The sequence below is a fragment of the Stenotrophomonas sp. 22692 genome (assembly GCF_052045015.1).
Lineage (GTDB): Bacteria > Pseudomonadota > Gammaproteobacteria > Xanthomonadales > Xanthomonadaceae > Stenotrophomonas > Stenotrophomonas geniculata.
Window position 1 is genome coordinate 24,320 of record NZ_JBQEMR010000025.1, and the last position, 23,690, is coordinate 48,009.

Sequence of the window (23,690 nt, forward strand, 5' to 3'; positions counted from 1 at the left end):
ATATTTAGGTGACATTTATGATTCAACGGGCGCCGCTCCGCCGTCTCCCACCCCGCCATTCGCGCGCGCATGGCCCGGTACACTGGCCCGATGCTTTCACCGATTCCGACCCTGCAGGTCGCCCTGCCCGTCCCCCTGCCCCGCCTGTTCGACTACCTGTCGCCGGAGGGCGATGGCCCCACGGTTGCGGTCGGCTGCCGCCTGAAGGTGCCGTTCGGCAACCGCGAGCTGGTCGGGGTGGTGGTGGGGCACGGCCAGACCGACGACGGCCAGGGACTGCGCCAGGCGTTGGCCTGGTGCGACCCGCAGCCGCTGCTGCAGGGGGAGCTGTGGCAGAGCCTGCAATGGCTGGCGCGTTACACCCACGCACCGCTGGGCGAAGTCCTCAGCACCGCGCTGCCCGGCCCACTGCGCCATGGCGACACCCTGCCTGACACCCATCACTGGGGCTGGCAGCTGACCCCCGAAGGCCGTGCCCAGCGCGGGAAGCTGCGCGCCGGCAGCCGCCCGCGACAGTTGGCAGAACTGCTGGCCGAAGCCGTCGTGGACGAGGACGTGCTGGGCGAACGCATGGAGGACTGGCGGACCGCCGCGCGCAGCCTGGCCAAGCGTGCGCTGGCCGAGCGCGTGGCGATGACGGTGGCACCGCAGCATGCGCAGCCGCTGCCCGGCCCCACGCTCAACCCGGACCAGGCCGAGGCCGTGGCCGCGATCAACGCTGCCGAAGGCTTCCAACCCTTCCTGCTGGATGGCGTGACCGGCAGCGGCAAGACCGAGGTCTACCTGCAGGCCATCATCCACTGCCTGGCACAGGGCAGGCAGGCGCTGGTGCTGGTGCCGGAAATCGGCCTGACCCCGCAGACCCTGGCACGCTTCCGCGGCCGCCTCGGCATCGCCGTGCATGCACTGCATTCGGGGTTGAACGACAACGAGCGCGCGCGCGTCTGGGCTGCGGCTTCGCGTGGCGAAGCACGGGTCATCGTCGGCACCCGCTCGGCGGTGTTCACGCCATTGCCGCAGGCCGGGCTGCTGATCATCGACGAGGAACACGACGGCAGCTACAAGCAGCAGGACGGCATCCGCTATCACGCGCGCGATTTCGCTCTGGTGCGCGCCAAGGCGCTGGGCATTCCGGTGCTGCTCGGCAGTGCCACCCCTTCGCTGGAAACGCTGCACAACGCCTATGCCGGGCGCTACACCCACCTGCGCCTGAAGCAGCGTGCCGGTGATGCACGGCCACCGCGCGTGCGCATCCTCGATGTGCGCAAGCGGCCGCTCCACGATGGCCTCTCGGCTGATGTGCTGGCCGGCATCGGCGAGCACCTGCAGCGCGGCCAGCAGGTGCTGGTGTTCAAGAACCGCCGTGGCTACGCGCCGGTATTGCTGTGCCACGACTGCGGCTGGACCGCGCCGTGCAACCGCTGCGATGCACCGATGACCGTGCATGGCGGCGGCCGTCGCCTGCAGTGCCATCACTGCGGCGCACGGCAACCGGCGCCGCTGGCATGCCCGGCCTGCGGCAGCCTGGCGCTGCAGCCGCAGGGCATCGGTACCGAACGCCTGGAAGAGCATCTCACCGCGGCCTTCGCCGACGTCCCTGTGGTGCGCATCGACCGCGGTACCACGTCGCGACGTGACGCGCTGGAACAGCAGCTGGCGAAGCTGGGCGACCAGCCCGGCATCCTGGTCGGCACGCAGATTCTGGCCAAGGGCCACGACCTGCCGAAGCTGACCCTGGTAGTGGTGGTCGGCATCGACGAGGGCCTGTTCTCGGCCGATTTCCGCGCCAGCGAGAAGCTGGCGCAGCAGCTGATCCAAGTGGCGGGCCGTGCGGGCCGTGCACGTGATCCCGGCGAAGTCTGGCTGCAGACCCATCACCCCGGGCACCCGTTGCTGGAAACCCTGGTGAGTGGTGGCTACCACCCGTTCGCGCAGGCCGAGTTGAACCAGCGACAGGCCGCCGGATTCCCGCCGTTCGCGCATCTGGCGCTGATGCGCGCCGAGGCGCAGCAGGTGGAGCATGCCAATGCATTCCTGCTGGCAGCGCGGCAGCTGCTGGGCGAGCAGAACGTGGTGGAGGCGTATGGGCCGATGCCGGCGCCGATGCCGCGGCGGGCCGGTTACCAGCGCACGCAACTGCTGCTGTCTGCCGTGCAGCGGCCGCCATTGCACGGTGTGCTCGGGCAACTGGTTCCGCAGCTGTATGCGCTGCCGGAAGCACGCAAAGTGCGCTGGTCGCTGGATGTGGATCCGACGGACCTGTATTGATCCGGTAGGTGCTGCCGGGCACGGCTCGGCACTACGGTAGAGCCGAGCCATGCTCGGCTGCTTCTCTTTCCAGGAAAAGACCCGTCCCCGCTTACGTCAGCGGCGACATCACGCCGCGCTGGTAGGCCGGCCGCTCGCGCAGGCGCGCATACCAGTCGGCCAGGTGCGGCAGTTCCGGGCGCTGGATCGGCAGTTCGAACCAGGCATAGATCAGCGAGCCCAGCGGGATGTCACCCATCGCGAATTTCTCACCCGACAGCCACGGCTGTTTGGCCAGCGTGGCATCGGCCATCGCCAGGTAGTCACCGGCACGCACGATGGCGGCATTGATGCGCGATTCGTCACGGTCGGCCGGGGCGGTGCGCATGATGCCCCAGATCAGGTCGGTGTACAGCGGCGCCATGCGCGAGGTGCTCCAGTCCATCCATTTCTCGGCCTGGGCACGCTCCATCGGGTCTTCGGCGTACAGCGTGCCCAATGCGTAGCGTGCGCTCAGGTAGCGCACGATGGCGTTCGATTCCCACAGCGGCAGGCCGTGGTCTTCGATCACCGGCACCAGGCTGTTGGGATTCATCGCCTGGTACTCCGGCGTCTGCGTGCCGCCGTGGCTGCCACCAACTTCGATGGATTCATACGGCAGGCCGATCTCCTCGGCGCACCACAGCACCTTGCGGACGTTACTGGAATTGCGGCGGCCCCAGATCTTCAACATGCGGGTTTTTCCTTGCTGGCAATGCGAGCGGCAACGATACGCCTGATCGGGTGGGGTGTGTGCGTGCCGGATGCGGGATCTTGCATCCGGCGTTGCCGGCCAGCGGACGGCACTACCGGTTCTTCTTCGGCAGCGCGCGCACGTAGGATGACTTGCCGTCCTTCTTCAGCTCGAACAGCCCGATCGCTGCCAGCAGGTCACTGAGCTTGCCGTAACCGTAGTTGCGCGGATCGAACGAAGCCTGGTTGCCGATCTGGCTGCCAACCGGCCCCAGATGCGACCAGCCATCCTCGCCCTCGGCCGAGGACACCGCGCGGCGCAGCATCTTCACCAGCCGGGTGTCGCTGCGCATTTCCGCACCGCTCTTGCGCGGCCGCGCATCGTCGTTGGCCACCGGCTCGTTCGAGGCCTGTTCGCTGGAGGCCTGTTCGGTATCCGGCACGCTGGCGTGGGTCTGGCCCAGCGCTTCCAGGTAGGTGAACTTCGAGCACGCGTTGACGAATGGCTCGGGCGTCTTCTTCTCGCCGAAGCCATACACCTTCACGCCATCGGTCAGCAGGCGCATCACCATCGGAGTGAAGTCGGCATCACTGGAGACGATGGCGAAACCATCGAGGTTGCGCGCGTACAGCAGATCCATGGCGTCGATCACCATCGCCATGTCCGAGGCATTCTTGCCCTTGCTGTAGGCGAACTGCTGGATCGGACGGATCGCGTACTCGTGCAGCACCGCCTCCCAGCCCTTCAACCGCGGACTCTTCCAGTTGCCATAGGCGCGGCGTACGTTGGCCACACCGTAGCGGGCGACTTCGGCCAGGACCTCGTCGATCTTCGAGGCCGGCGCGTTGTCGGCGTCGATCAACAGGGCGATGCGCTTTTCCGGTTCGCTCATGGGCTCCTCACGGGCCGTTGCCTGAACCCGAGTATCGCCGATCCACGCGGGCGCTGACGTGACAGGGGGCCATCATGCGAAGATGCCAGGCGCTTCCCCCAATGCCCCCACTGGAGTGAGTCGATGAGTCGCGAGCGCGTTCCCCACCTGGTTGTTGTCGGCGGCGGTTTTGCCGGTCTCTGGGCCACCCGTGCCCTGGCCCGCGAGCGCATACGCATCACCCTGGTCGACCGCCGCAACCATCACCTCTTCCAGCCGCTGCTGTACCAGGTGGCCACCGCCGGCCTGTCCGCCCCGGATATCGCCGCACCGCTGCGCCACATCCTCGGCCACCAGCGCAATGTGGAAGTCCGCCTCGGCGAAGTGGTGGCCATCGACAAGCAGGCCCGGCAGATCCGAATGGCCGATGGCAGCACGCTGGACTACGACAGCCTGCTGCTGGCCACCGGCGCCACCCACGCCTACTTCGGCAACGACCAATGGGCCGATGACGCGCCCGGGCTGAAGACGCTGGACGATGCCATCGCGCTGCGCCGCAAGCTGCTGCTGGCGTTCGAGCGCGCCGAGGCAGAACCGGACCCGGCGAAGAAGGCCGCATGGTTGAGCTTCGCCGTGGTTGGCGGTGGACCTACCGGCGTCGAACTGGCCGGCACGCTGGCCGAGATCGCGCGCCATACCCTGCGCAACGAGTTCCGCCACATCGACCCGGCCAGCGCAAAGGTGAGGCTGGTCGAAGCCGGGCCGCGCGTACTGTCCTCGTTCCCGGAAGTGCTTTCGCTGAAGGCGCGCCGGCAGCTGGAAAAGCTGGGCGTGGAAGTGCTGACCGGCACCCCGGTGAGCGACATCGACAGCCAGGGCTTCAGGCTCGGCGATCAGTTCGTGCCGGCACGCACGGTGGTGTGGGCCGCCGGTGTGGCCGCTTCACCGCTGGCGCGCACGCTGGAGGTGCCGCTGGACCGCGCCGGGCGCGTGCAGGTGCAACCCGACCTCACCCTGTCTGGCCACCCGGAACTGTTCGTGGCTGGCGATCTGGCCGTATTGAACCAGGCCAACGGCAAGCCGGTGCCTGGCGTGGCGCCCGCGGCCAAGCAGATGGGCAAGTACGTGGCCGAGGTGATCCGCGCGCGCCTGCACGGCAAGCCCGAACCCGGCCCGTTCAAGTACGCAGACTTCGGCAACCTGGCCACGATCGGCCGCATGGCTGCGATCGTGCACCTGGGCCGGCTGCAGCTGTCCGGTGTGCTGGCGTGGTGGTTCTGGCTGGCCGCGCACGTGTTCTTCCTGATCGGCTTCCGCAACCGCATCGTGGTGCTGCTGAACTGGGCCGTGGCGTACTGGAGCTACCAGCGCAGCGCGCGCATCATCTTCGGCGATGACCAGGACGACCGGCGACCGAAGCGCTAGGGCCGCACGCATGCTCCTGTAGCGCCGAGCCATGCTCGGCTGCACTTCGCGCGGTTTGCAGAAGCCGAGCATGGGCTCGGCTCTACGGCGCCTTCGGTTTCGGGTACCACAGTGCGTTGACGATTACCCAGCGCTGGTCGAAGCGCCCCATGTGGAAGTAGTCGACAAACCACGGCGTTTCCAGCCGCACCGACGCCGCGTTGCCGGTCACGTCCAGCACCGTGCAGCGGCGGTCCCATTGATCCTTCGGGGTCTTCAACGCGCCCTGCTTCGTCAGCGAGACCAGTTCTTCCTTCGACATACGGCGCAGGCCCAGGCGTTCGTCGGGCGTATCGCCGAGGACCGCGCGCTTGGCCAGGTCCGGATGCAGGGAGCGGGCGACGCGCTGCGGGTCGGCTTCCAGCTGGCCATCGACATAGTCGTGGCAGGTGGCTTCGATGGCCGCGAGGGTGGCCGGGTCGGCGGCGGGGCTCGTTGCTGCGGAAAGAGCGAACAGCAGGGCGATCGTGGACATCCGGGTCTCCAGCGCTGAGGGCTGGGCGATCATGGCATGTGCAAGCCGCATCCACGCATGGCGTGGATCTACTGTAGAACCGGGCCCATGCTCGGCTTCACCATCAGGCAGCAGCAACAACAGCCGAGCGTGGGCTCGGCTCTACAGAAGCGCGGGATCCGGCGCCTGCAGCCAGGCCAGCTTGCGTTCGCGCGGCTGCTGCTTGAGCTGCCATTCGGCCCGTGACGCGGCGGCCCGGTCCGGGTACTCGCGCACGGCCAGCACGCGCAGCGGTGGCCGCGCCCGGGTGTAGCGCGCGCCCTTGCCGGCCTGGTGGGCAGCGAAACGCGCGCCCACGTCGGTGCTGATGCCGGCGTAATAGCTGCCATCCCGGCATTCGAGCAGGTACAGGAACCAGGGGCGGAGGGACGGGGCCATGCCCGGATTATGCCGTGCTGCACTGCAGCGGATATACTGGCGGCCGAATGCAGGAGAGAGGCGCCGCGCTGGCGCCCGCCGAAGGCGCAGGCTCCCATGATCGCTCAGGCCGGTGGGCTGGAATCCCACCAACCATGCATTCGACTCGCCGAGCTGGAGAGAGGTCACCGGGCACGCCCGGGACGATCCGCCGAAGGGGCACGCGGCCCATGCCGCTGAACTCTCAGGCAAAAGGACAGCGGGAGCGGCACCGGTCATCGTCATCCCGTCATTGCGCAGGCAGTGGCGGTAGTCGCGCATGGCCGGCCCCACCGCGCCCGGAGCCTGTCCCATGCTGCTGTCCGTCATCTACCTGATCGCCATTTCCGCCGAAGCCATGACCGGCGCACTGTCCGCCGGCCGCCGCCGCATGGACCTGTTCGGCGTGGTCATGATCGCCTGCGTCACTGCCCTCGGTGGTGGTTCACTGCGCGACATCCTGCTCGGCCACTATCCGCTGGGCTGGGTGAAGCATCCCGAGTACCTGGGCTTCACCGTATGCGCGGCGCTGATCGCCACCTGGGTCGCACGTTGGATGCACCACTTCCGCCGCACCTTCCTGGTACTCGACGGCCTGGGCCTGATCGCCTTCACCCTGATCGGCTGCTCGATCGCGCGCGAAGCCGGCCATGCCATGCCCATCGTGCTGATTGCCGGCATGCTGACCGGCGCGTTCGGCGGCGTGCTGCGCGACATCCTCTGCAACGAGGTACCACTCATCTTCCAGAAGGAGCTGTACGCGATCATCGCGCTGCTGACCGGCGCGGCCTACCTGTTGCTGCTGCACTGGGGCGTGGCCGATGCCACCGCAATCCTGTGCTGCCTCGGCGGCGGCTTCGCGCTGCGCCTGCTGGCGATCCACTACCGCTGGGAAATGCCGAAGTTCGTGTACCACGACGAAGTGCATTGAAGTTCGCGTTCTCCACGTCGCCCAGCGCTTGTTGCCGTGTTGCGTTGGGACGCTGTCTCCAGCGCCGCGGCGCCCATCTGGTCCCTCAGTGGCGGACCACGAATCCCCCCGAGCGCCCACTGGACGGCGCCCGCAGCTCTTCATCGAATGCATCCTTGATCGCGTTGATCGCCGCGCCGCGCTCCATCCCGCCACTCACGACCAGAGCATCTGCGACATGCTGGGCGACGTCTGCCAGGATGCGTCCCCACGCATGCTCCTCTCGAATGCCAGGACGATCGCCATACAGGCCAACGTTCAGCGAAGCATGCAATCCCCGTTCGGCAATCCACACGCGGATCATCTCGATGGAATCCTCATCGCGCTGTGCGGCTTCTGGAATGATCAGTTCTTTCATGGCTGCGGCCACCAAACAGGAAGTGGCATTGTGACGTGACCTGGAGCGTACGTGGAGCGGATCTTCTACAAAGCCCCGCGCTTCGCGGGCTCGACGCTACATGAAGGCCCCATCCATCGTTCTCACCACCCCGGCGATGTACCTGGCGCTGTCGCTCATGCGCAGCGCCAGGCGCATCGCCGGTGCAGATGGGCCGGTCTCCAACTCCGACCGGCCCTGATCGCGGCCGCACCCCCGCAGGCGCTGGCCACCATCCACACACGTGCCGCACTCAAGCGGCTTCGGACACCTTTACGTCGCGACGGGCACGCACGGCCGCGGCCAGTCGCTCCAGCACCGTCACGGTGGTGTCCCAGTCGATGCAGCCATCGGTGATGCTCTGCCCGTAGACCAGCGGCTGGCCTTCCACCAGTTCCTGGCGGCCACCGACCAGATGGCTCTCGATCATCACGCCAACGATGCGCTGTTCGCCGTCTTCCAGCTGAACGGCGATGTCGTCGATCACCTTCGGCTGGTTCTCCGGGTTCTTCAGGCTGTTGGCATGGCTGGCGTCGATCATCAGGCGCGCCGGCAGCTTGGCCTTGGCCAACACCTGGCAGGCCTCGGCAACACTGCCTGCGTCGTAGTTCGGCTGCTTGCCGCCGCGCAGGATCACATGGCAATCCGGGTTGCCGGTGGTCGACACGATGGCGGTGCCGCCCTGCTTGGTGACCGACAGGAAGTGATGCGGATTGGACGCCGCACCCACTGCGTCAGCGGCGATCTTCACGTTGCCATCGGTGCCGTTCTTGAAGCCGACCGGGCACGACAACCCCGAGGCCAGCTCGCGATGCACCTGGCTTTCAGTGGTGCGTGCGCCGATCGCGCCCCATGCCACCAGGTCGGCGATGTACTGCGGCGAGATCACGTCAAGGAACTCGACACCGGCCGGCAGGCCCAGCTTGTTGATGTCGCGCAGCAGGCCGCGTGCGATGCGCAGGCCCTTGTCGATCCTGAAGCTGCCGTCCAGGTCCGGATCGTTGATCAGGCCCTTCCAGCCCACCGTGGTGCGCGGCTTCTCGAAGTACACGCGCATGACGATTTCCAGTTCGCCGGCCAGCGCGTCGCGCAGCGGCTTCAGGCGCTGGGCGTACTCGATGGCGGCCTTCGGGTCGTGGATCGAGCACGGGCCTACCACCACTGCCAGGCGGTCGTCGCGGCCATGCAGGATCTGGTGCAGGGCCGCGCGCGAGGCGCTGACGGTGTCGGAGGCTTCATCGTCACAGGGCAGCATCGCCAGCAGCTGGGCAGGCGGTGTCAGCGGTTCGATGGTGCGGATACGCAGGTCGTCGGTGTGCGGGGGCATTGCGGGAGATCTCCGGAACGTTGGGGGTCCCCAGCGTGGCGGCATGAAAAAAGCCGCCAGGTTCGCTGGCGGCTTTCGGGAATGCGTCTGAAGCTTTCTTCAGGGTGAGCGCAATCCTTCCTCCGCCGGTGGCTTCGGAAAGTAATACCAGTAAAAGCTGGTGGGGGCTGCGTTCATGGGATCTATTGATAGCACAGCTTTTGCGCAGTGCAAAATGTTTCATACGCAACTGGGGACGCGGTTCAGCGAGATGCGCGCCAGCCCGGCCTACGCGGCGGCAACCACGCAAAGTCGCTCATTTGCCATGCACTTCCACGTCCAGCAGCAGGCCCTCATGGATGTCGGCCCAGCGTTCCAGCACGCGATCTAGTTCCCGCCGGGCCTCGTCCAGCTGCTCGGGGTTGAGCAGGGAACGCGCGGTGTAGAGGTCGGAAACCAACCGCCGCAGGGCCGATTCCTGGATGGCCACCGACGGCCCCTCCAGCCCCGGCAACTGCAACGCCGGGCTGTCGCCAAGAGGGCCGAACAGCGTGACCTGGAGCGTGCTCTGCATGATCGACTTCCCTGCGGATGGACATGGGCAATGTCCTGTTTACCGCGTCCGGGTGACAGGCGCATGTGCCACCCATGCCGAGGACCGGGATCTGCCGGCGTCTGCCGCCCCGCTACAAGGCGGCCAGGTCGGCCAAGTGCTGGGCCATGCTGTCCATCGCGCCTACCGCATGGGTGGTGGTGAAGTACTCATGCCAGCCGGTAGCGGCAATGCCAGCCACCAGCGCATCGACCTCCTCGCGGCTCGCGCAGCGCCAGACCGCATAGAACTGTTCATCGCTGCTATGCGGTACGTCCCTGGCAATGCGGCCCATCGCCAGCGGCGTGATGCGGGCTGGATCGAACTGCTGCATGCCGGCGCCAATACGGGCGAAGAAGGCATTCCGCTGCTCGGGCGGCAGTGTGGTCCAGGCCGGCGTGGCGGTATAGAGCTCGATGAAGGTGTGCGACATGGTGGTTCTTCCTTGAGGTTGACGGGGTTGCGGGTTTGTCGGCCAGCATCCGGCACTACCGGAGCGAGCGCAGTGCGCGTTTGCGGATGTAGGCGTTGGCGTCGCTGTGGCGCTCGTGCTGCCAACGCGTGCACAGCACGCGCAGCCACTTCGGCTGAGTCTTGCCGGCATCATTGAGCCAGTTGCCGACCGAATCCTGCACGTAGCGTTCCGGGTCGTCAGCCAGTGCTTCCAGCATCGGCAATGCATGTTCAGGGTGCTGCTTGAACAGCGCGATATGTGTGGCCCAGACACCGCGCGGACGCAGTGCTTCGCAGGCGAAGCGGCGCAGGTACGGCGATGTTTCCTGTGTCCACGGTTGCAGGTACTCAAGCGCCTGCATTGGCGCGGCAACGATGTCCGTGCGTAGCGCCAGCCACGCCCATTCGCGCACACCGAAGTGTGGATCATCGGCCAGCGTGCGCATGTGCTGCAGCTTCTCTGCCAACGTTGCACGGGCATCGCTGCCGATCAGGTAGCAGGCCCAGCCGCGCACGGTATCGGAGCTGTGATGCTGCCAAGGCGCAGGCGCGCCCTGCCCCGCCTCACGCAGCAGCTGCGCAGCCAAGGCCATGCGCAGCGTGATGCCCTTGGCTGAGGCATCCTGCATGCGCTGCAGCGCTTCCGGTGCAAGCGTAGGTGCCACCGCCTGCAGCAGCGCAGCGAAATCCACCGCCAGGCATTCAGCCAGATGGCTGGCGGCGACGCTGCCAGTGTTGAGCGCATTCAATCGCTCAGCTGTCAGGGTCCCGCTCATGCCCCACGACCTGTATCGGTGTGCCGCCAGACCTTGTGCAGCAGCTGCGACAACTGCTGCTGTTCTTCCGCGTCCAACCCGCTGAACAAGCCCCCTATCCATTGCGTGTGCTGGTTGAACAGCGTCTCGGCCAGGCACTTCCCCTGTGTGGTCAGCACGATCTGCAGGCGCCTGCCGTCTTCGGCGTCACTGCGCCGCTGCAGCAGCCCTTCGCGCTGCAGGCCATCGATCAGGCCACTGATCGTGGCGCGGGTGACACCTGCGCGCTCGGCCAGTTCATGCGGAGGCAGCGTGCCACCCGCGCCGTGCAGCAGGAAAAGCACGATGAAACGCCCTTCACTGAGCCCGTGCGGCGCCAGGCGCGTGGCGCAGTCGCGGTCGATGGCCGATGACAGCGACAGCAGCTGGAAACACAGGCGCAGCTGCGCGACGCCGGTATGGCCGCGTCGTTGCGCTTCATCCAGAAGGGCACTGTGCTTGGCTTCCAGCATGGCTCTCTCCAACATGATTAGGTGCCTAATCATATTGCAAAACAAGGCTCCAACGCCAGTATCAAGGCGATATCAGGAAACCGGCCCCAGCAGCAGGCGTGCGATCAGTCCGCCGCCGTCACGCTGCAGCAGCAGAAGCTCGCCCCCATGCCGTCGTGCGACGTTGGCCGCCACCGCCAGGCCCAGGCCGGTCCCTCCCGTGGCGCGGCTGCGCGAGCTCTCGCTGCGTTGGAAGGGTTGCAGCAGGCGTGCGCGGTCGTCCTCGGCGATGCCCGGACCGCGGTCCATCACATCCAGCTGCATGCGACTGCCTTCCATGGCGATGTGCAGGTCTACGGCACCGGCGTAGCGGTCTGCGTTGTCGATGAGGTTGTCGATCGCCCGCCGCAGCAGGAGCGCGTCGCCCTGCCACGGCAAGGTGTCCGGTCCCTCGATGGAGATCTCGACGCCGCGCAGCAGGGCACCCTGCACGCATTCCTCCAGCAACGCGGCAAGGTCCAGCGGCCGTAACTGCAGTGGTTGCAGTTCGCCGCGTGCGTAGTCGAGCACCTGCTCGATCATCGTATCCATGCGTTCGATGTCGGCCACCATCCGCGCCGCCTGCGGTGGCGGTGCGAACTCCGCACGCAGACGCAGGCCGGTCAACGGCGTGCGCAGGTCGTGCGCTACTGCGGCCAGCATGCGCGTCATGTCCTGGGCCTGTTCGCGCAGGCGCACGCGCCCGGTGCTGATCGCTGCAGCCAATATCTGTACTTCGCGTGGGCCGTCGTCCGGCAATGGTGTTTCGGCCTGCAGGTCCACACGTGCACTGGCATCGGCCAAGCGTCGTAGTGGACGCACCAGCCGGATCGATGCCCACGCCGCCAGCGGCGCCAACAATAAGGCACCGCCCAGCAGCGCCAGCACGACCTGCCGGCGCCACGCCGCCAGATCGCTGTGGTCACTACCCACCACCTGCCATCGGCCATCGGCCTGGCGCATGCCCAGTTCAAACGGCGGCCATTGCATCGCGGTCAGCAGCGCGGCCTGCGCCTTCAGTACACCGACCCGCGCCGTGGCGTCGAGCACAGCGCCGCCTTCGATGACCTGCACATCAGGCGCCTTGCCCTGTCCGCTCCAGACCAGGCGCACCTCCTTCGCCGGCAAACCCATCTGCAGCGCCGCCAACTGGGTGAGCCAGTCACTGGCACTGCCCTGTGGTGGCGCATCCTGCGTCGCCAGATGCAGGCCCAGTGGTGCCGCGGCCTGTTCCCCTCGCAGCACCTGCACGGCCTGGTCCAACCGCATCGGTGGCGGCGCGGGCCGAGGCATCCACCCAACCACCGCCACGCTGACCAGCGTCGCCAGCAGCAGGCTGGCCAGGGCCAGCATCGTGATCCAACGCGCGGTCGGCCACCGGCTGCTCACAGCAGCTGTACCTCGGCGTCGAAGCGATAGCCTTCGCCACGCGATGTCTGCACCAGCGATTCCGCACCGGGTGAAGCCTGCCCGAGCTTGCGGCGCAGGCGGCTGATCGCCAGGTCGACCGCGCGGTCGACGCTGTCACTGGGCTCGCCACGGCTCAGCTGCAGCAGCTGCTCGCGCCCCAGCACCCGCCCGGGGCGTTCGGCCAGCGCCAGCAACAGGCTGAATTCACCACGGCTGAGCACCAGCTCGTTGCCATCCGGGGCCAGCAGGCGACGTTGTTCCGGCAGCAACCGCCAACCAGAAAAGCGCAGTTCACTGGCGACCTGCGCGCGCAGCTTGTCCTGCCGGCGCAGCAGCGCACGTACCCGCGCCAGCAGCTCGCGCGGATCGAACGGTTTGGCCAGATAGTCGTCCGCGCCCATCTCCAGGCCGATCACCCTGTCCGGTGCGCTGCCCATCGCCGACAACATCAGGATCGGGATCGCCCGCGCCTGCAGTCGGCGGCAGACCGAAAGTCCATCCTCGCCGGGCATCATCCAGTCAAGCACGATCAGGTCCGGACGTTCGACCTGCAGCAGCACATCCAGCGCCGCTGCGTCGGCAGCCACTCGCACCTGGTAGCCGTGCAGCAGCAGGCAATCGGCGATGGCATCACGGATGCTGGCGTCGTCATCGACAACGATGACACGGGCGGGAGTCGTCATGCGGGCAGTATCAGGCAGGTCTGTATCAGGACGGTATCAACGCCGATATTCCCGCGATACGCCGCTGCGCGCCAATGGTCACCCATGATCACTGCGGAGACTTCCCTTGCGCCTCATCCCATTCTTCCTGCTTGCTGCCCCGCTGCCTGCGCTGGCGTCCGATCCCCCCGAACACATCCTGCCGATGTGGATGCAGGGCGGTCATCCGGCCGTGGCCGTGTCGCTGGACGGGCGTGCCGAACCGCTGCGCTTCGTGGTCGACAGCGCGGCAGGCGCCACTCTGGTCGATGACCGCGTCGTGCGACGCTATGGTCTGGAGGATGCGGATGCAGAGGTATCACAGGCCCAAGGGGCCAGTGCAGCGTCCGCGCGGCTGCAGCGCATACGCAGCACGTCCTGGCAGCTGGGCAGCTGGCAGCTGCAGGCCCAAGCCATGAAGGTCGATCTGTCGTCGTTGCCGAAGGAGGATGATCCGGCCATTGACGGCTTGATCGGCAACGATCTGACCGGACGCTGGGACACCCGTTGGGATTTCGGCCGCAATCAACTGGCGCTGTGGACACCCGGTGGATTGAACCTGGAAGGACCGGGTTGCCAGCCCAATGCGCTGCCCGGCCGCACTGACGGCCTGCGCCAGTTCGGCTTCATCACGCTTGCACTGGGCGCGCCTGCGGTGGACGCCATCGCCGTGGTCGACACCGGTGCCGCGCAGACCGTCCTCAACGCCGAAGCAGCCCGCGCACTGGGGCTGCGCACCGACGGCAGCGACGCGCGGGTGCGGGTGCGTGAAAAGGGCACCGAAGGCCTGGGCGGCGGAAAGCAGGCAACCTGGCTGTACACCCTGCCCGGCATGACCGGCAGCGGCTGGCAGCACCCGTCGATGGAGGTCCGCATCAGCGAACTGCCAGTGTTCAAGGCGATCGGCCTGGAGGGTCGGCCGGCGCTGATCCTTGGTGCGGATGCAATGCGTGGCGGCCAGGTGGACATCGGTGCCGGCGCGGCCCGGATCTGCCTGCGCCGGCCGCAGGCCAGCTGACATCTGGCAATGACGCCAGCGGCAGCCTGGCGTAGCATCACCGTGCGCCCCACCAGGAGTTCCACGCATGCGCCGTGTTGCCCTGTTGTTGCTGACGCTTTTTCCGCTGGCCGTGCTGGCCGCACCGCCCCCGGTACCCGCGCCGGCCCACATCGACGCCGAAGCCCAGCGTCTAATGCTTGCCGCCCACGCGCGCGGCATGGCGCTGGCGGTGATCGATGGCGGCAAGGTGGTGCACGTGGCCGCCTACGGTGAACGCAACGCCGCAGGCGAGCCGCTGCGCACCGATACCGTGATGTACGCCGCGTCGCTGACCAAGATGGCGTTCGGCCATCTGGTCGCACAGTTGGCGCAGGACCGGAAGATCGAGCTGGATGCCAGCATTGCTGCGGCGCTGGACAAGCCCCTGCCGGACTACCCGCCCGAGCCGAAGAAATACGCCGACTACAGCGTGCTGGCCGATGATGCGCGCTGGCGCCAGCTCACCCCTCGCCTGCTGCTCAACCACGCCAGTGGCTTTGCCAACTTCGGGTTTCTTGAACCGGACGGCCGGCTGAAGTTCCACTTCGATCCGGGCAGCCGCTACGGCTATTCCGGCGAAGGGCTGATCCTGCTGCAGTTCGTGATCGAACGCGGGCGGCTCGGCGAGGATGTAGGCGCGTTGATGCAGCAGCGGGTGTTCGACCGCTTCGGCATGACCCGCACCAGCATGATGTGGCGTGCGGATTTCGCCGCCAACCTGGCCGATGGCTGGACGGCAGAAGGTACGGCCGAACCGCACGATGAGCGCAGCCGCGTGCGTGCGGCTGGTTCAATGGATACCACCATCGCCGACATGGCCCGTTTCGCCGCTGGCTACGTGCGCGGCGATGGATTATCAGCGGCGATGCGCAGGGAGCTGGTGCGGCCGCAGCTGCAGATCACCAGCGCCAGCCAGTTCCCCACCCTGCAGCCGGAGCTGCCGAAGGCGCAGCAGCGCAAGGACCTGGCGGCTGGCCTGGGCGTGGTGACGTTTCTCGGCCCGCAGGGCGCAGGCTTCTACAAGGGCGGCCACGACGATGCGGTGGGCAATACGCTGGTATGCATGGAGCAGCACCAGCGCTGCGTGGTGATCCTGGGCAACGATGTGCGGGCAGAGGCGGCCTTCCCGGCCCTGGTGGCGTTCGTGCTGGGCGACACCGGCGTGCCGTGGCAGTGGGAGTACGGCGCGGCGAAAGCGTTTGTCAGATGATCGAAGCGTTACCGTTGCACACAGGTCCCGCAGTCGTGCAGCATGCAGACACGGACGCAATGCAGGAGACAGGATGAATCGCCCAGAGATCGATGCCATTGCCGAAGCGGTGTTGCAGCCGGATGCACGGCGTCTGCGCATCGCTGCACGCCATCGCCAGGCTGAACATCGGCAGCGACGTCAGCGGGTGGCAGCCGGCGCCAGTCTGATCGGGATGGCGGGGGGCCTGCTGCTTGCGCCGATCGCGGGGCTGCCGTGGGTACAGGGGATGATTGCTGGCGGCGCGCTGTCCCTGCTGGCGGCCCACCTGTGGCTGCAGCGGCGCGAGGGCCGCGGGTAGACTTACACCTGGCAGCGGCATCCACGCGTGGCGTGGATCCATTTTGATTCCGACAGGCCACAAAAAAACCCCGCCTTCCGGCGGGGTTTTTCATTACGGGGTGAAAGCGGGGACTTAGAAGTCCATGCCGCCCATGCCACCCATGCCGCCCATGCCACCGGCGCCACCCATGGCCGGCTCGTCCTTCTTCGGAGCTTCGGCAACCATGGCTTCGGTGGTGATCATCAGGCCAGCGATCGAGGCAGCGTTCTGCAGGGCCGAACGGGTCACCTTGGTCGGGTCCAGGATGCCGAACTGCAGCATGTCGCCGAACTCGCCGGTGGCGGCGTTGTAGCCGAAGCTGCCGGTGCCTTCCTTGACCTTGTTGATGATGACCGACGGTTCTTCACCGGCGTTGGCAACGATTTCGCGCAGCGGGGCTTCCATCGCACGCAGGGCGATCTGGATGCCGTGGTTCTGGTCTTCGTTGGCACCCTTCAGGCCGGCCAGTGCGGTGACCGCACGGACCAGGGCAACACCGCCGCCCGGGACCACGCCTTCTTCAACGGCTGCACGGGTAGCGTGCAGGGCGTCGTCGACGCGATCCTTCTTTTCCTTCATTTCGATTTCGGTCGAAGCACCGACCTTGATCACGGCAACGCCGCCGGCCAGCTTGGCCACGCGTTCCTGCAGCTTCTCGCGATCGTAATCGGAGGAGGTGTCCTGGATCTGGGTCTTGATCTGGCCGACGCGTGCGTCGACGGCAGCCTTGTCACCCACGCCATCGATGATGGTGGTGTTTTCCTTGGAGACCTGCACCTTCTTGGCGCGGCCCAGGTCCTTGATGGTGGCCTTTTCCAGCGACAGGCCAACTTCTTCGGAGATCACGGTGCCGCCGGTAAGCACGGCCATGTCTTCCAGCATCGCCTTGCGACGGTCGCCGAAGCCCGGAGCCTTGACGGCCACGACCTTGACGATGCCACGGATGGTGTTGACCACCAGGGTCGCCAGCGCTTCGCCTTCGACTTCTTCGGCAACGATCAGCAGCGGCTTGCCGGCCTTGGCGACGCCTTCCAGCACCGGCAGCAGGTCACGGACGTTGGAGATCTTCTTGTCGTGCAGCAGGATGTACGGGTCATCCAGGTCAGCGGTCTGCGACTGCTGGTTGTTGATGAAGTACGGGGACAGGTAGCCGCGGTCGAACTGCATGCCCTTGACCACGTCCAGCTCGTTGTCCAGGCCCGAGCCTTCTTCAACGGTGATGACGCCTTCCTTGCCGACTTCCTTCATCGCGTCAGCGATGATCTGGCCGATCGACTCGTCCGAGTTGGCCGAGATGGTGCCGACCTGGGCAATCGCCTTGTCGTCGGCGGTCGGCTTGGAGATGGTCTTCAGCTCGGCAACGGCGGCCACGACGGCCTTGTCGATACCGCGCTTGAGGTCCATCGGGTTCATGCCGGCGGCAACAGCCTTGGCACCTTCGCGGATCAGGGCCTGGGCCAGCACGGTGGCGGTGGTGGTGCCGTCGCCGGCGTCGTCGTTGGTGCGCGAAGCAACTTCCTTCACCATCTGCGCGCCCATGTTCTCGAACTTGTCAGCCAGTTCGATTTCCTTGGCGACGGAGACGCCGTCCTTGGTGATGGTCGGCGCGCCGAAGCTCTTTTCCAGCACGACGTTGCGGCCCTTCGGGCCCAGGGTGGCCTTGACGGCATTGGCGAGAACGTTGACGCCGCGCACCATGCGCGAACGGGCGTCTTCACCGAAACGAATATCCTTGGCAGCCATTGCGATTACCTCGATGTTTGCGCCGGGCCGGGCCCGGCGACGAAAAGGGATGTCTTACAGAAAAGCAGGTCGCGCCGAGGCTCAGCCGATGATGGCGAGCACGTCGTCTTCGCGCAGGACCTTGTACTCGACGCCTTCGCTCTTGTACGAGCTGCCGGCGTACTGGCCGTAGATGACCTTGTCGCCAACCTTCAGCGACGGCGCGCGCACGTTGCCGTTGTCCAGCGGCTTGCCCGGGCCGACGGCCACAACTTCACCCTTGGTGGACTTTTCCTTGGCCGAGTCGGGGATGACGATGCCACCGGCGGAGATTTCGTCGGCTTCGATCGGCTTGACCACAACGCGGTCGTGCAGCGGCTTGATGCTCATGAGAGACCTCTTAAGTTATTGATTGGTCTGAAAAAGTCCGGCGATGTTAGCAGTCACACCAGGCGAGTGCCAGCAACGCGCGTGAAAAAGCCCGACAAGTCGGGAGCACGACAGAGATGGAGACCTCCACAGGCCTTTCAAGGGCCGATCCCGAAATTTTTCTCCGGACCCGCAAACCTCCTTCCCTGCGTGGACGCCTGTATAGGGATGCAACGCGGCAAGCCAAGGGGGGAACGGGTGACATTTGGTGACCAATGTCCCACTGTCAGATATCTGACGTTCATTTACGACAAAGTGTCACTGGATCGGCCTTAGGCTCGGCCGCGCATTCCCAATCACAAGGAGTTGTCGATGCGATTGCTGTCCCCGCTTGCCGCCGCCTGCCTGCTGGCGCTGGCCGCCGCGCCGGCCCAGGCCGAGGTCTTCATCAATGAACTGCACTATGACGACAGCACCGCCGCCGGTGACGTCGGCGAAGCGATCGAGGTCGTAGCCACCGCCGGTGAGGATCTGTCCGGCTACCGCCTCTACCTCTACAACGGCAGCAATCCTTCGGCCGCCACGGTCTACGCCAACAACCCGGTTCCGGCCGGCACCGCCGCCGGTTGCGGCAGCGCCACCCTGGCCGTGGTCAGCTACCCGACCAACGGCCTCCAGAACGGCCCGAACGACGGCATCGCCCTGGTCGATGCCAGCGGCAAGGTGGTCCAGTTCCTCAGCTACGAGGGCGCCATCACCGCCTCCGGTGGCCCTGCCGCCGGCATGACCAGCCAGAACATCCCGGTGGCCGAGACCAACAGCACCGCGCCGGGCACCTCGCTGCAGCTGACCGGCAGCGGCAGCCAGTACGCCCACTTCACCTGGGCCGAATCGGCCGGGCAGACGTTTGGCAGCTGCAACAACGGCCAGACCTTCAGCGGCGGCGGCACCCCGGGCCCGAACACGCCGCCGTCGGTGTCCACCACCACCCCGGCACAGGGCAGCAGCACCTTCCCGGCCGCGGCCGATCTGGAAGTGGTGTTCAGCGAAACCGTGAACCTGGCCAGTGGCGCATTCGCGCTGAGCTGCGGCACCTCCGGCAGCGTGCCGCTGACCTTCCCGGCCAGCGGCCGCAGCGTGAAACTGTCCACCAACACCGCGCTGGTGGCCGGTGAAGCCTGCCGCTTCGATATCCGCGCCGCGCGCATCACCGACCTGCAGGGCGCGCATCCGGCGGCCGACAGCCGCATCGCGTTCACCGTGGCCAGCACCGGCGGCAACCCCGACCCGGGCAATCCGGGTGTACCGGCCGGCTATTACTCAAAGGTCAACACCAGCAGCCCCAGCCAGCTGCGTTGCTCGCTGCACGCCACCATCAAGGGCCATACCGCCTATCCGTACAGCGGCTCGGGCACCAGCACCTGGACCATCCTGGAAATCGCCGACGAGGATCCGAACAATTCCGGCAGGATCCTGGATGCGTATCGCAACCGCAGCTACGCCAAGGTGACCGACCGCGCCGGCAGCGGCAGTGGCCTGAAGTACAACCGCGAGCACACCTGGCCGAACTCGCTGGGCTTTGCCAGCACCACCGGTGACAAGGGCCTGCCGTACGCGCCGTATACCGACACCCACATGCTGTACCTGACCGACGCGCAGTGGAACGCCGACCGTGGCAACAAGCCGTTCGGCAAGTGCGACGCCAACTGCGGCGAGCGGGCCACCGAGGCCAACAACGGCCAGGGCGGCGGCAGCGGCGGTTACCCGGGCAACTCCAACTGGGTACGCACGCCGGACGGCAACACCGGCACCTTCGAGGTGTGGGGCAAGCGCAAGGGCGACATGGCGCGTGCGGTGCTGTACATGGCCATCCGCTACGAGGGCGGCAAGGATGCGGCGACCGGCCAGTCCGAGCCGGACCTGGAGCTGACCGACGACCGCAGCAAGATCGTCAAGACCAGCAGTTCGCCGGCCTACATGGGCCTGCTGTCCACGCTGATCGACTGGCACCTGTCCGATCCGCCGGATGATGCCGAACGTGCGCGCAATGACGTGATCTACAGCTTCCAGGGCAACCGCAATCCGTTCATCGACCACCCCGAGTGGGCGACCCCGGGCCTGTTCACCTCGGCCAAGCCGGCTACCTGCCAGCTGGCCAACTGACCGCGCAACGCAGCGGTCCACTGCCGCCGCCGGGCCCTGACCCGGCGGCGGCCCTATACTCGACGGTCATGTCGACCGTCGATCCCGTCCTGCTGCTGTTGACCACCTGCCCGGACCGGGCCAGTGCCGAGCGCATCGCGCACGCGCTGGTCGGCGAGCGCCTGGCCGCGTGCGTGACCCGCCTCGATGGCGCGCAGTCGACCTACCGCTGGCAGGGCGAGGTGACCACCGACGCCGAGCTGCAACTGCTGGTGAAGACCACCGCAAGCCGCGTCGATGACGCGATTGCCCGGATCGTCGAACTGCATCCGTATGAACTCCCGGAGTGCATCGCGGTCGAAACCCGGGCCGGCCTGCCGGCGTATCTGGACTGGATCCGGGCACAGACCCGGGAGGACACTGATTGAAGACTCTGTTTGCGCGTGGCGCCGCCTTGTGCGCCCTGATGTGGCTCTCGCTGCCCGCCTTCGCCCTGGATGAGAAGGACCTGCTGCCGGTGGACCAGGCGTTCGCGCTGACCGCCACCGCCCCCGAGCGCGGCCAGGTGCAACTGCAGTTCAAGATCGCACCCGGCTACTACCTGTATCGCCACCGCACCAGCGTCAAGGCTGATCCGGCGTTCAACGCCGGCGCGCTGCAGATGCCCAAGGGCGACAAGCACCACGACGATTTCTTCGGCGAAGTCGAAACCTATCGCGAACGCCTGCAGGCCACCCTGCCCGGCACGCCGACCGACGCCGCCGGCACCATCAGCCTGGAAGTGCGTTACCAAGGCTGCGCCGATGCCGGTGTCTGCTACCCGCCGCAGAAGCGCGTGGTGCAGGTCACCCTGCCCGGTAGCGGCGCACAGGCCGCGGCCCCTGCCGCGCGTGCCGGTGCCGCCAGCCCGTTCAACAACCCGCTGGCCGGTGCCGGCAACAGCGGCGGCCTGCGCCTGCCGGGTGCCGCCAGCAACAGCCAGGCGCTGCCGCTTCCTTCGGAGCAGGCGTTCGGCTTCGACGCCATCGCCAGTGACGGCAACACCCTGCTGCTGCGCTTCAGCCCGGCGCCGGGCTACTACCTGTATCGCGACCGCACCTCGCTGAAGCTGGACGGCAGCACCGGCGTGCTGGCCGACAAGCTGCGCTGGCCGGCCGCACAGTCGCATCGCGACGAGCATTTCGGCGATGTCTCGGTCTACTTCAACCAGGTGGAAGTGCCGCTGCCGCTGCGCCGCGCCGTCGCCGATGCGGTCGACAGCACCCTGGTGGTGACTTTCCAGGGCTGCCAGACCGATGGCATCTGTTACCCGCCGATGACCCGCCGGGTGAAGCTGTCGATCCCGGCCGGCAAGATCAACGCCAGCACCGATCAGTCGCCGCCGCGCAACGAGGTGATCAGTCCGCTGCCTACCGCCAGCGGCGCACCACGCGAAGCCGCCAACGGCGCCCCGTTGCGCCTGCTGCCGACGGTGCCCAATACGGATGCCAGCACCCCGGCCGTTGCAGGCGCCGAAAACGGCAATGAGTTCGCTGCCGATGCGCGCGGTGACAACGCCCTGCGCACGCGCCCACCGGCGACCACGCCGAATCCGGACCGTTCGTTCGTTTGGGTGCTGCTGCTGGCCCTGGCCGGTGGCCTGGTACTGAACCTGATGCCCTGCGTGCTGCCGATCCTCTCGCTGAAGGTGCTGAGCCTGGCGCAGAGTGGCGAAAGCCCGCAGCGCGCGCGCAGCCACGCCCTCTGGTACACGTTGGGCGTACTGGTCGCGTTCGCGGTGATCGGCGCGTTGATGGTCGGCCTGCGCGCGATCGGCAACGCCGTCGGCATCGGCTTCCAGCTGCAGCACCCGGGCGTGGTGGCGGTGCTGGCCTACATCATGTTCGCGGTGGGCCTGAGCCTGTCCGGCGTATTCACCCTCGGCGGTGGTATCGGCAACCTGGGCCAGTCGCTGGCCAGCCGCAGCGGCCCGGCCGGTGACTTCTTCACCGGTGCGCTGGCCTGCGTGGTCGGCAGTGCCTGCGTCGGCCCGTTCATGGGCGGCGCGATCGCCTACGCGTTCATTGCCCCGCCGCTGAAGGCGATGACCGTGTTCCTGTTCCTCGGCCTGGGCCTGGCGCTGCCGTTCCTGCTGATCGGCTTCGTGCCGGCACTGGCGCGCCGCCTGCCCAAGCCGGGCCCGTGGATGGAGACGCTCAAGCACGTGCTGGCCTTCCCGATGTACGCCACCGCGCTGTGGCTGCTGTGGGTGCTGGGCAAGCAGCGTGGCGTGGACGGCATGGCGCTGGTGCTGGGTGGCCTGCTGCTGCTGGCCTTCGGCCTGTGGCTGTTTGAACGCAACCGCTGGACCGGCTCGCGTGCAGTGACCCAGCTCGGCGTGCTGCTGGCGATCGGTGCATTGATACCGGCCTGGGGCGTGACCCAGCTGGCACCGCCGGCACGCGCCGCACAGGCCGCCAGCGACAACGTGGTCGAGTACTCGCCGCAGTTGCTCGACCGTCTGCGCGCCGACAACCGCGTGGTGTTCGTCAACATGACCGCCGACTGGTGCGTGAGCTGCAAGGCCAACGAACGCGCCGTGCTGTCGCGGCCGGAGTTCAAGGAACTGCTCAAGCGCACCAACGCGGTGTACATGCGCGGGGACTACACCAACGTCGATCCGCAGATCACCACGTTCCTGGAAGAGCACAAGGCCGTGGGCGTGCCGCTGTACGTCGTGTACGGCCCGGGCGCACCGCCGACCGTGCTGCCGACCCTGCTGACCCAGGCGGTGGTCGAGGAAGCGCTGCTGCGCACCGCACGATGAAGTGGCAACGGCCAGCGCTGCTGTGGACAGCGGTGCTGGCCGCCGGCCTTGGACTGTGGGCCGGGCATCGATTGGCTCCTGCGCCGGCTGCGCCTGAGGCCATGCCAGCGGCGCCCGCCGTTGCGGCTGCGGCACCCGCCTTGCAGGTTGGCGACAGCCTGCCCGCATTGTCGCTGCCCGATCTTGATGGCCGGCCGCTGGACCTGCGCCAGCACGCTGCCGGTCGCCCGCTGTTGATCAATGTCTGGGCCAGCTGGTGCGCCCCGTGCGTGGAAGAAATGCCGGAGCTTGCCCGCTTCGCCCATGCACAGGGCGACAGCGGTGTGCAGGTGCTGGGCCTGGCACTGGATACCCCGGAAGACGTGCGCGGTTTCCTGCAGCGTGTCCCGGTGGATTACCCGATCGTGATCGAGACCCCGGGGCCGCGCGATGCCAGCGTGCAGCTGGGCAACGCACAGGGCCTGCTGCCCTACAGCGTGCTGTTCGATGCGCAGGGGCGGCTGGTGAAGGCAAAGCTGGGACCGTTCGCCCACGGCGAGATCGACAGCTGGGTGAAATGAGGGGGGTTTTTGCAGGGCTTGCAGCCCTGCACCCGGCTCAATGCAACGCCAACAGCCAAAGCGGGCGTTCCGCGGGTTGGCGGGGCGATGTCGGAGTGCGGGGACGCTGCAAGTACGTCCCTGTAAGCTTGGCAGCCGCATCCATGCGGCTGACACCCCGCAC

Annotated in this window: 24 protein-coding genes and 2 riboswitches; of the genes, 10 read left to right on the forward strand and 14 right to left on the reverse strand. The window is 67.0% G+C overall.

All coding sequences use genetic code 11. From position 1 onward, the window contains the following. Positions 1 to 90: 90 nt before the first annotated feature. Positions 91 to 2,268 (forward strand): primosomal protein N', encoded by a 2,178-nt coding sequence (locus ACTJJM_RS15440; RefSeq protein ID WP_010481151.1) that lies wholly within the window; start codon positions 91 to 93, stop codon positions 2,266 to 2,268. Positions 2,269 to 2,359: 91 nt separating this feature from the next. Here ACTJJM_RS15440 and ACTJJM_RS15445 read toward each other — a convergent pair whose 3' ends face one another. Together ACTJJM_RS15445 and ACTJJM_RS15450 are read right to left on the reverse strand one after the other, a co-directional pair. Further along, the gene (locus ACTJJM_RS15445; protein ID WP_010481150.1) at positions 2,360 to 2,980 is read right to left on the reverse strand and encodes a glutathione S-transferase family protein; all 621 of its coding nucleotides are present in this window, start codon (positions 2,978 to 2,980) and stop codon (positions 2,360 to 2,362) included. 112 nt (positions 2,981 to 3,092) lie between these two features. Next, entirely contained in the window at positions 3,093 to 3,872 is a 780-nt protein-coding gene (locus tag ACTJJM_RS15450; protein WP_010481148.1) for an NYN domain-containing protein, read from the reverse strand. Between the two features lie 123 nt (positions 3,873 to 3,995). Between ACTJJM_RS15450 and ACTJJM_RS15455 the strand changes: the two genes are divergently transcribed. After that, positions 3,996 to 5,276 carry an NAD(P)/FAD-dependent oxidoreductase gene (locus tag ACTJJM_RS15455; RefSeq protein ID WP_049452933.1) on the forward strand — a complete coding sequence of 427 codons (1,281 nt, stop codon included), beginning with the start codon at positions 3,996 to 3,998 and terminating at the stop codon, positions 5,274 to 5,276. Positions 5,277 to 5,358: 82 nt separating this feature from the next. On the opposite strand, the gene ACTJJM_RS15460 is transcribed toward ACTJJM_RS15455, so the two are convergent. Continuing rightward, positions 5,359 to 5,790: a nuclear transport factor 2 family protein gene (locus tag ACTJJM_RS15460; RefSeq protein ID WP_010481146.1), complete on the reverse strand. Its 432-nt coding sequence runs from the start codon at positions 5,788 to 5,790 to the stop codon at positions 5,359 to 5,361. A gap of 141 nt (positions 5,791 to 5,931) precedes the next feature. After that, positions 5,932 to 6,207, reverse strand: a complete 276-nt coding sequence (locus tag ACTJJM_RS15465; RefSeq protein ID WP_010481145.1) for a GIY-YIG nuclease family protein — start codon at positions 6,205 to 6,207, stop codon at positions 5,932 to 5,934. 40 nt (positions 6,208 to 6,247) lie between these two features. Then, positions 6,248 to 6,337: riboswitch (glycine riboswitch) on the forward strand. 13 nt (positions 6,338 to 6,350) lie between these two features. Further along, a riboswitch (glycine riboswitch) is annotated at positions 6,351 to 6,454 on the forward strand. Positions 6,455 to 6,538: 84 nt separating this feature from the next. On the opposite strand from ACTJJM_RS15465, the gene ACTJJM_RS15470 reads away from it, so the two are divergent. After that, on the forward strand, positions 6,539 to 7,156 hold the full coding sequence (locus ACTJJM_RS15470; RefSeq protein ID WP_019338935.1) for a trimeric intracellular cation channel family protein: 618 nt from the start codon (positions 6,539 to 6,541) through the stop codon (positions 7,154 to 7,156). Positions 7,157 to 7,241: 85 nt separating this feature from the next. Here ACTJJM_RS15470 and ACTJJM_RS15475 read toward each other — a convergent pair whose 3' ends face one another. The 8 genes from ACTJJM_RS15475 to ACTJJM_RS15510 all read right to left on the reverse strand — a co-directional run bounded on the left by ACTJJM_RS15475 (position 7,242) and on the right by ACTJJM_RS15510 (position 13,300). Beyond that, on the reverse strand, positions 7,242 to 7,553 hold the full coding sequence (locus tag ACTJJM_RS15475) for a DUF5076 domain-containing protein (RefSeq protein ID WP_019660800.1): 312 nt from the start codon (positions 7,551 to 7,553) through the stop codon (positions 7,242 to 7,244). Positions 7,554 to 7,824: 271 nt separating this feature from the next. After that, positions 7,825 to 8,898, reverse strand: a complete 1,074-nt coding sequence (locus tag ACTJJM_RS15480) for a 3-deoxy-7-phosphoheptulonate synthase (RefSeq protein ID WP_010481143.1) — start codon at positions 8,896 to 8,898, stop codon at positions 7,825 to 7,827. A 295-nt stretch (positions 8,899 to 9,193) separates the two neighbouring features. Then, on the reverse strand, positions 9,194 to 9,451 hold the full coding sequence (locus ACTJJM_RS15485) for a hypothetical protein (RefSeq protein WP_223009776.1): 258 nt from the start codon (positions 9,449 to 9,451) through the stop codon (positions 9,194 to 9,196). Positions 9,452 to 9,563: 112 nt separating this feature from the next. Next, the gene (locus ACTJJM_RS15490) at positions 9,564 to 9,902 is read right to left on the reverse strand and encodes a DUF6616 family protein (RefSeq protein WP_010481139.1); all 339 of its coding nucleotides are present in this window, start codon (positions 9,900 to 9,902) and stop codon (positions 9,564 to 9,566) included. A 55-nt stretch (positions 9,903 to 9,957) separates the two neighbouring features. Next, on the reverse strand, positions 9,958 to 10,698 hold the full coding sequence (locus ACTJJM_RS15495; RefSeq protein ID WP_440865799.1) for a DNA alkylation repair protein: 741 nt from the start codon (positions 10,696 to 10,698) through the stop codon (positions 9,958 to 9,960). Next, complete coding sequence (locus ACTJJM_RS15500; protein WP_049452939.1) at positions 10,695 to 11,189, reverse strand: MarR family winged helix-turn-helix transcriptional regulator; 495 nt, start codon at positions 11,187 to 11,189, stop codon at positions 10,695 to 10,697. The genes ACTJJM_RS15495 and ACTJJM_RS15500 overlap by 4 nt, the downstream gene beginning before the upstream one ends. 72 nt (positions 11,190 to 11,261) lie before the next feature. After that, the gene (locus tag ACTJJM_RS15505) at positions 11,262 to 12,560 is read right to left on the reverse strand and encodes a sensor histidine kinase (RefSeq protein WP_043397593.1); all 1,299 of its coding nucleotides are present in this window, start codon (positions 12,558 to 12,560) and stop codon (positions 11,262 to 11,264) included. A gap of 32 nt (positions 12,561 to 12,592) precedes the next feature. Continuing rightward, on the reverse strand, positions 12,593 to 13,300 hold the full coding sequence (locus ACTJJM_RS15510) for a response regulator transcription factor (RefSeq protein ID WP_010481131.1): 708 nt from the start codon (positions 13,298 to 13,300) through the stop codon (positions 12,593 to 12,595). A gap of 106 nt (positions 13,301 to 13,406) precedes the next feature. On the opposite strand from ACTJJM_RS15510, the gene ACTJJM_RS15515 reads away from it, so the two are divergent. The 3 genes from ACTJJM_RS15515 (at position 13,407) to ACTJJM_RS15525 (ending at position 15,907) form a co-directional block, all read left to right on the forward strand. After that, on the forward strand, positions 13,407 to 14,336 hold the full coding sequence (locus ACTJJM_RS15515) for a pepsin/retropepsin-like aspartic protease family protein (protein WP_191863094.1): 930 nt from the start codon (positions 13,407 to 13,409) through the stop codon (positions 14,334 to 14,336). A gap of 67 nt (positions 14,337 to 14,403) precedes the next feature. Further along, positions 14,404 to 15,567 carry a serine hydrolase domain-containing protein gene (locus ACTJJM_RS15520; RefSeq protein ID WP_197644300.1) on the forward strand — a complete coding sequence of 388 codons (1,164 nt, stop codon included), beginning with the start codon at positions 14,404 to 14,406 and terminating at the stop codon, positions 15,565 to 15,567. A gap of 73 nt (positions 15,568 to 15,640) precedes the next feature. Next, on the forward strand, positions 15,641 to 15,907 hold the full coding sequence (locus ACTJJM_RS15525; RefSeq protein WP_010481126.1) for a hypothetical protein: 267 nt from the start codon (positions 15,641 to 15,643) through the stop codon (positions 15,905 to 15,907). Positions 15,908 to 16,021: 114 nt separating this feature from the next. Here the strand turns inward: ACTJJM_RS15525 and groL are convergent, their stop codons facing one another. Together groL and ACTJJM_RS15535 are read right to left on the reverse strand one after the other, a co-directional pair. Then, positions 16,022 to 17,671 carry a chaperonin GroEL gene (groL, locus tag ACTJJM_RS15530; protein ID WP_010481124.1) on the reverse strand — a complete coding sequence of 550 codons (1,650 nt, stop codon included), beginning with the start codon at positions 17,669 to 17,671 and terminating at the stop codon, positions 16,022 to 16,024. Positions 17,672 to 17,752: 81 nt separating this feature from the next. Beyond that, positions 17,753 to 18,040, reverse strand: a complete 288-nt coding sequence (locus tag ACTJJM_RS15535) for a co-chaperone GroES (protein WP_019338944.1) — start codon at positions 18,038 to 18,040, stop codon at positions 17,753 to 17,755. A gap of 351 nt (positions 18,041 to 18,391) precedes the next feature. Here ACTJJM_RS15535 and ACTJJM_RS15540 point away from each other — a divergent pair, with 351 nt between their 5' ends. From ACTJJM_RS15540 to ACTJJM_RS15555, 4 genes are all read left to right on the forward strand, one after another. Continuing rightward, entirely contained in the window at positions 18,392 to 20,182 is a 1,791-nt protein-coding gene (locus ACTJJM_RS15540; RefSeq protein ID WP_126559805.1) for an endonuclease, read from the forward strand. A 68-nt stretch (positions 20,183 to 20,250) separates the two neighbouring features. Next, a complete protein-coding gene (cutA, locus tag ACTJJM_RS15545) occupies positions 20,251 to 20,589 on the forward strand; it encodes a divalent-cation tolerance protein CutA (RefSeq protein ID WP_010481118.1) in 339 nt (112 codons plus the stop codon). Beyond that, a complete protein-coding gene (locus ACTJJM_RS15550; protein WP_440865800.1) occupies positions 20,586 to 22,967 on the forward strand; it encodes a protein-disulfide reductase DsbD domain-containing protein in 2,382 nt (793 codons plus the stop codon). Before cutA ends, ACTJJM_RS15550 begins: the two co-directional genes overlap by 4 nt. Continuing rightward, on the forward strand, positions 22,964 to 23,527 hold the full coding sequence (locus tag ACTJJM_RS15555) for a TlpA family protein disulfide reductase (protein ID WP_440865801.1): 564 nt from the start codon (positions 22,964 to 22,966) through the stop codon (positions 23,525 to 23,527). The genes ACTJJM_RS15550 and ACTJJM_RS15555 overlap by 4 nt, the downstream gene beginning before the upstream one ends. The last annotated feature ends 163 nt before the right edge of the window (positions 23,528 to 23,690 follow it).

What these genes read in the sequence shown, in the direction of transcription:
- ACTJJM_RS15510 (WP_010481131.1), bottom strand. Translation starts at nt 13,300, where the DNA reads ATGACGACTCCCGCCCGTGTCATCGTTGTCGATGACGACGCCAGCATC.
- ACTJJM_RS15455 (WP_049452933.1), top strand. Translation starts at nt 3,996, where the DNA reads ATGAGTCGCGAGCGCGTTCCCCACCTGGTTGTTGTCGGCGGCGGTTTT.
- ACTJJM_RS15495 (WP_440865799.1), bottom strand. Translation starts at nt 10,698, where the DNA reads ATGAGCGGGACCCTGACAGCTGAGCGATTGAATGCGCTCAACACTGGC.
- ACTJJM_RS15460 (WP_010481146.1), bottom strand. Translation starts at nt 5,790, where the DNA reads ATGTCCACGATCGCCCTGCTGTTCGCTCTTTCCGCAGCAACGAGCCCC.
- ACTJJM_RS15520 (WP_197644300.1), top strand. Translation starts at nt 14,404, where the DNA reads ATGCGCCGTGTTGCCCTGTTGTTGCTGACGCTTTTTCCGCTGGCCGTG.
- ACTJJM_RS15535 (WP_019338944.1), bottom strand. Translation starts at nt 18,040, where the DNA reads ATGAGCATCAAGCCGCTGCACGACCGCGTTGTGGTCAAGCCGATCGAA.
- cutA (WP_010481118.1), top strand. Translation starts at nt 20,251, where the DNA reads ATGTCGACCGTCGATCCCGTCCTGCTGCTGTTGACCACCTGCCCGGAC.
- ACTJJM_RS15555 (WP_440865801.1), top strand. Translation starts at nt 22,964, where the DNA reads ATGAAGTGGCAACGGCCAGCGCTGCTGTGGACAGCGGTGCTGGCCGCC.
- ACTJJM_RS15450 (WP_010481148.1), bottom strand. Translation starts at nt 3,872, where the DNA reads ATGAGCGAACCGGAAAAGCGCATCGCCCTGTTGATCGACGCCGACAAC.
- ACTJJM_RS15480 (WP_010481143.1), bottom strand. Translation starts at nt 8,898, where the DNA reads ATGCCCCCGCACACCGACGACCTGCGTATCCGCACCATCGAACCGCTG.
- ACTJJM_RS15470 (WP_019338935.1), top strand. Translation starts at nt 6,539, where the DNA reads ATGCTGCTGTCCGTCATCTACCTGATCGCCATTTCCGCCGAAGCCATG.
- ACTJJM_RS15475 (WP_019660800.1), bottom strand. Translation starts at nt 7,553, where the DNA reads ATGAAAGAACTGATCATTCCAGAAGCCGCACAGCGCGATGAGGATTCC.
- ACTJJM_RS15465 (WP_010481145.1), bottom strand. Translation starts at nt 6,207, where the DNA reads ATGGCCCCGTCCCTCCGCCCCTGGTTCCTGTACCTGCTCGAATGCCGG.
- groL (WP_010481124.1), bottom strand. Translation starts at nt 17,671, where the DNA reads ATGGCTGCCAAGGATATTCGTTTCGGTGAAGACGCCCGTTCGCGCATG.
- ACTJJM_RS15490 (WP_010481139.1), bottom strand. Translation starts at nt 9,902, where the DNA reads ATGTCGCACACCTTCATCGAGCTCTATACCGCCACGCCGGCCTGGACC.
- ACTJJM_RS15525 (WP_010481126.1), top strand. Translation starts at nt 15,641, where the DNA reads ATGAATCGCCCAGAGATCGATGCCATTGCCGAAGCGGTGTTGCAGCCG.
- ACTJJM_RS15500 (WP_049452939.1), bottom strand. Translation starts at nt 11,189, where the DNA reads ATGCTGGAAGCCAAGCACAGTGCCCTTCTGGATGAAGCGCAACGACGC.
- ACTJJM_RS15440 (WP_010481151.1), top strand. Translation starts at nt 91, where the DNA reads ATGCTTTCACCGATTCCGACCCTGCAGGTCGCCCTGCCCGTCCCCCTG.
- ACTJJM_RS15445 (WP_010481150.1), bottom strand. Translation starts at nt 2,980, where the DNA reads ATGTTGAAGATCTGGGGCCGCCGCAATTCCAGTAACGTCCGCAAGGTG.
- ACTJJM_RS15540 (WP_126559805.1), top strand. Translation starts at nt 18,392, where the DNA reads ATGCGATTGCTGTCCCCGCTTGCCGCCGCCTGCCTGCTGGCGCTGGCC.
- ACTJJM_RS15505 (WP_043397593.1), bottom strand. Translation starts at nt 12,560, where the DNA reads ATGCTGGCCCTGGCCAGCCTGCTGCTGGCGACGCTGGTCAGCGTGGCG.
- ACTJJM_RS15485 (WP_223009776.1), bottom strand. Translation starts at nt 9,451, where the DNA reads ATGCAGAGCACGCTCCAGGTCACGCTGTTCGGCCCTCTTGGCGACAGC.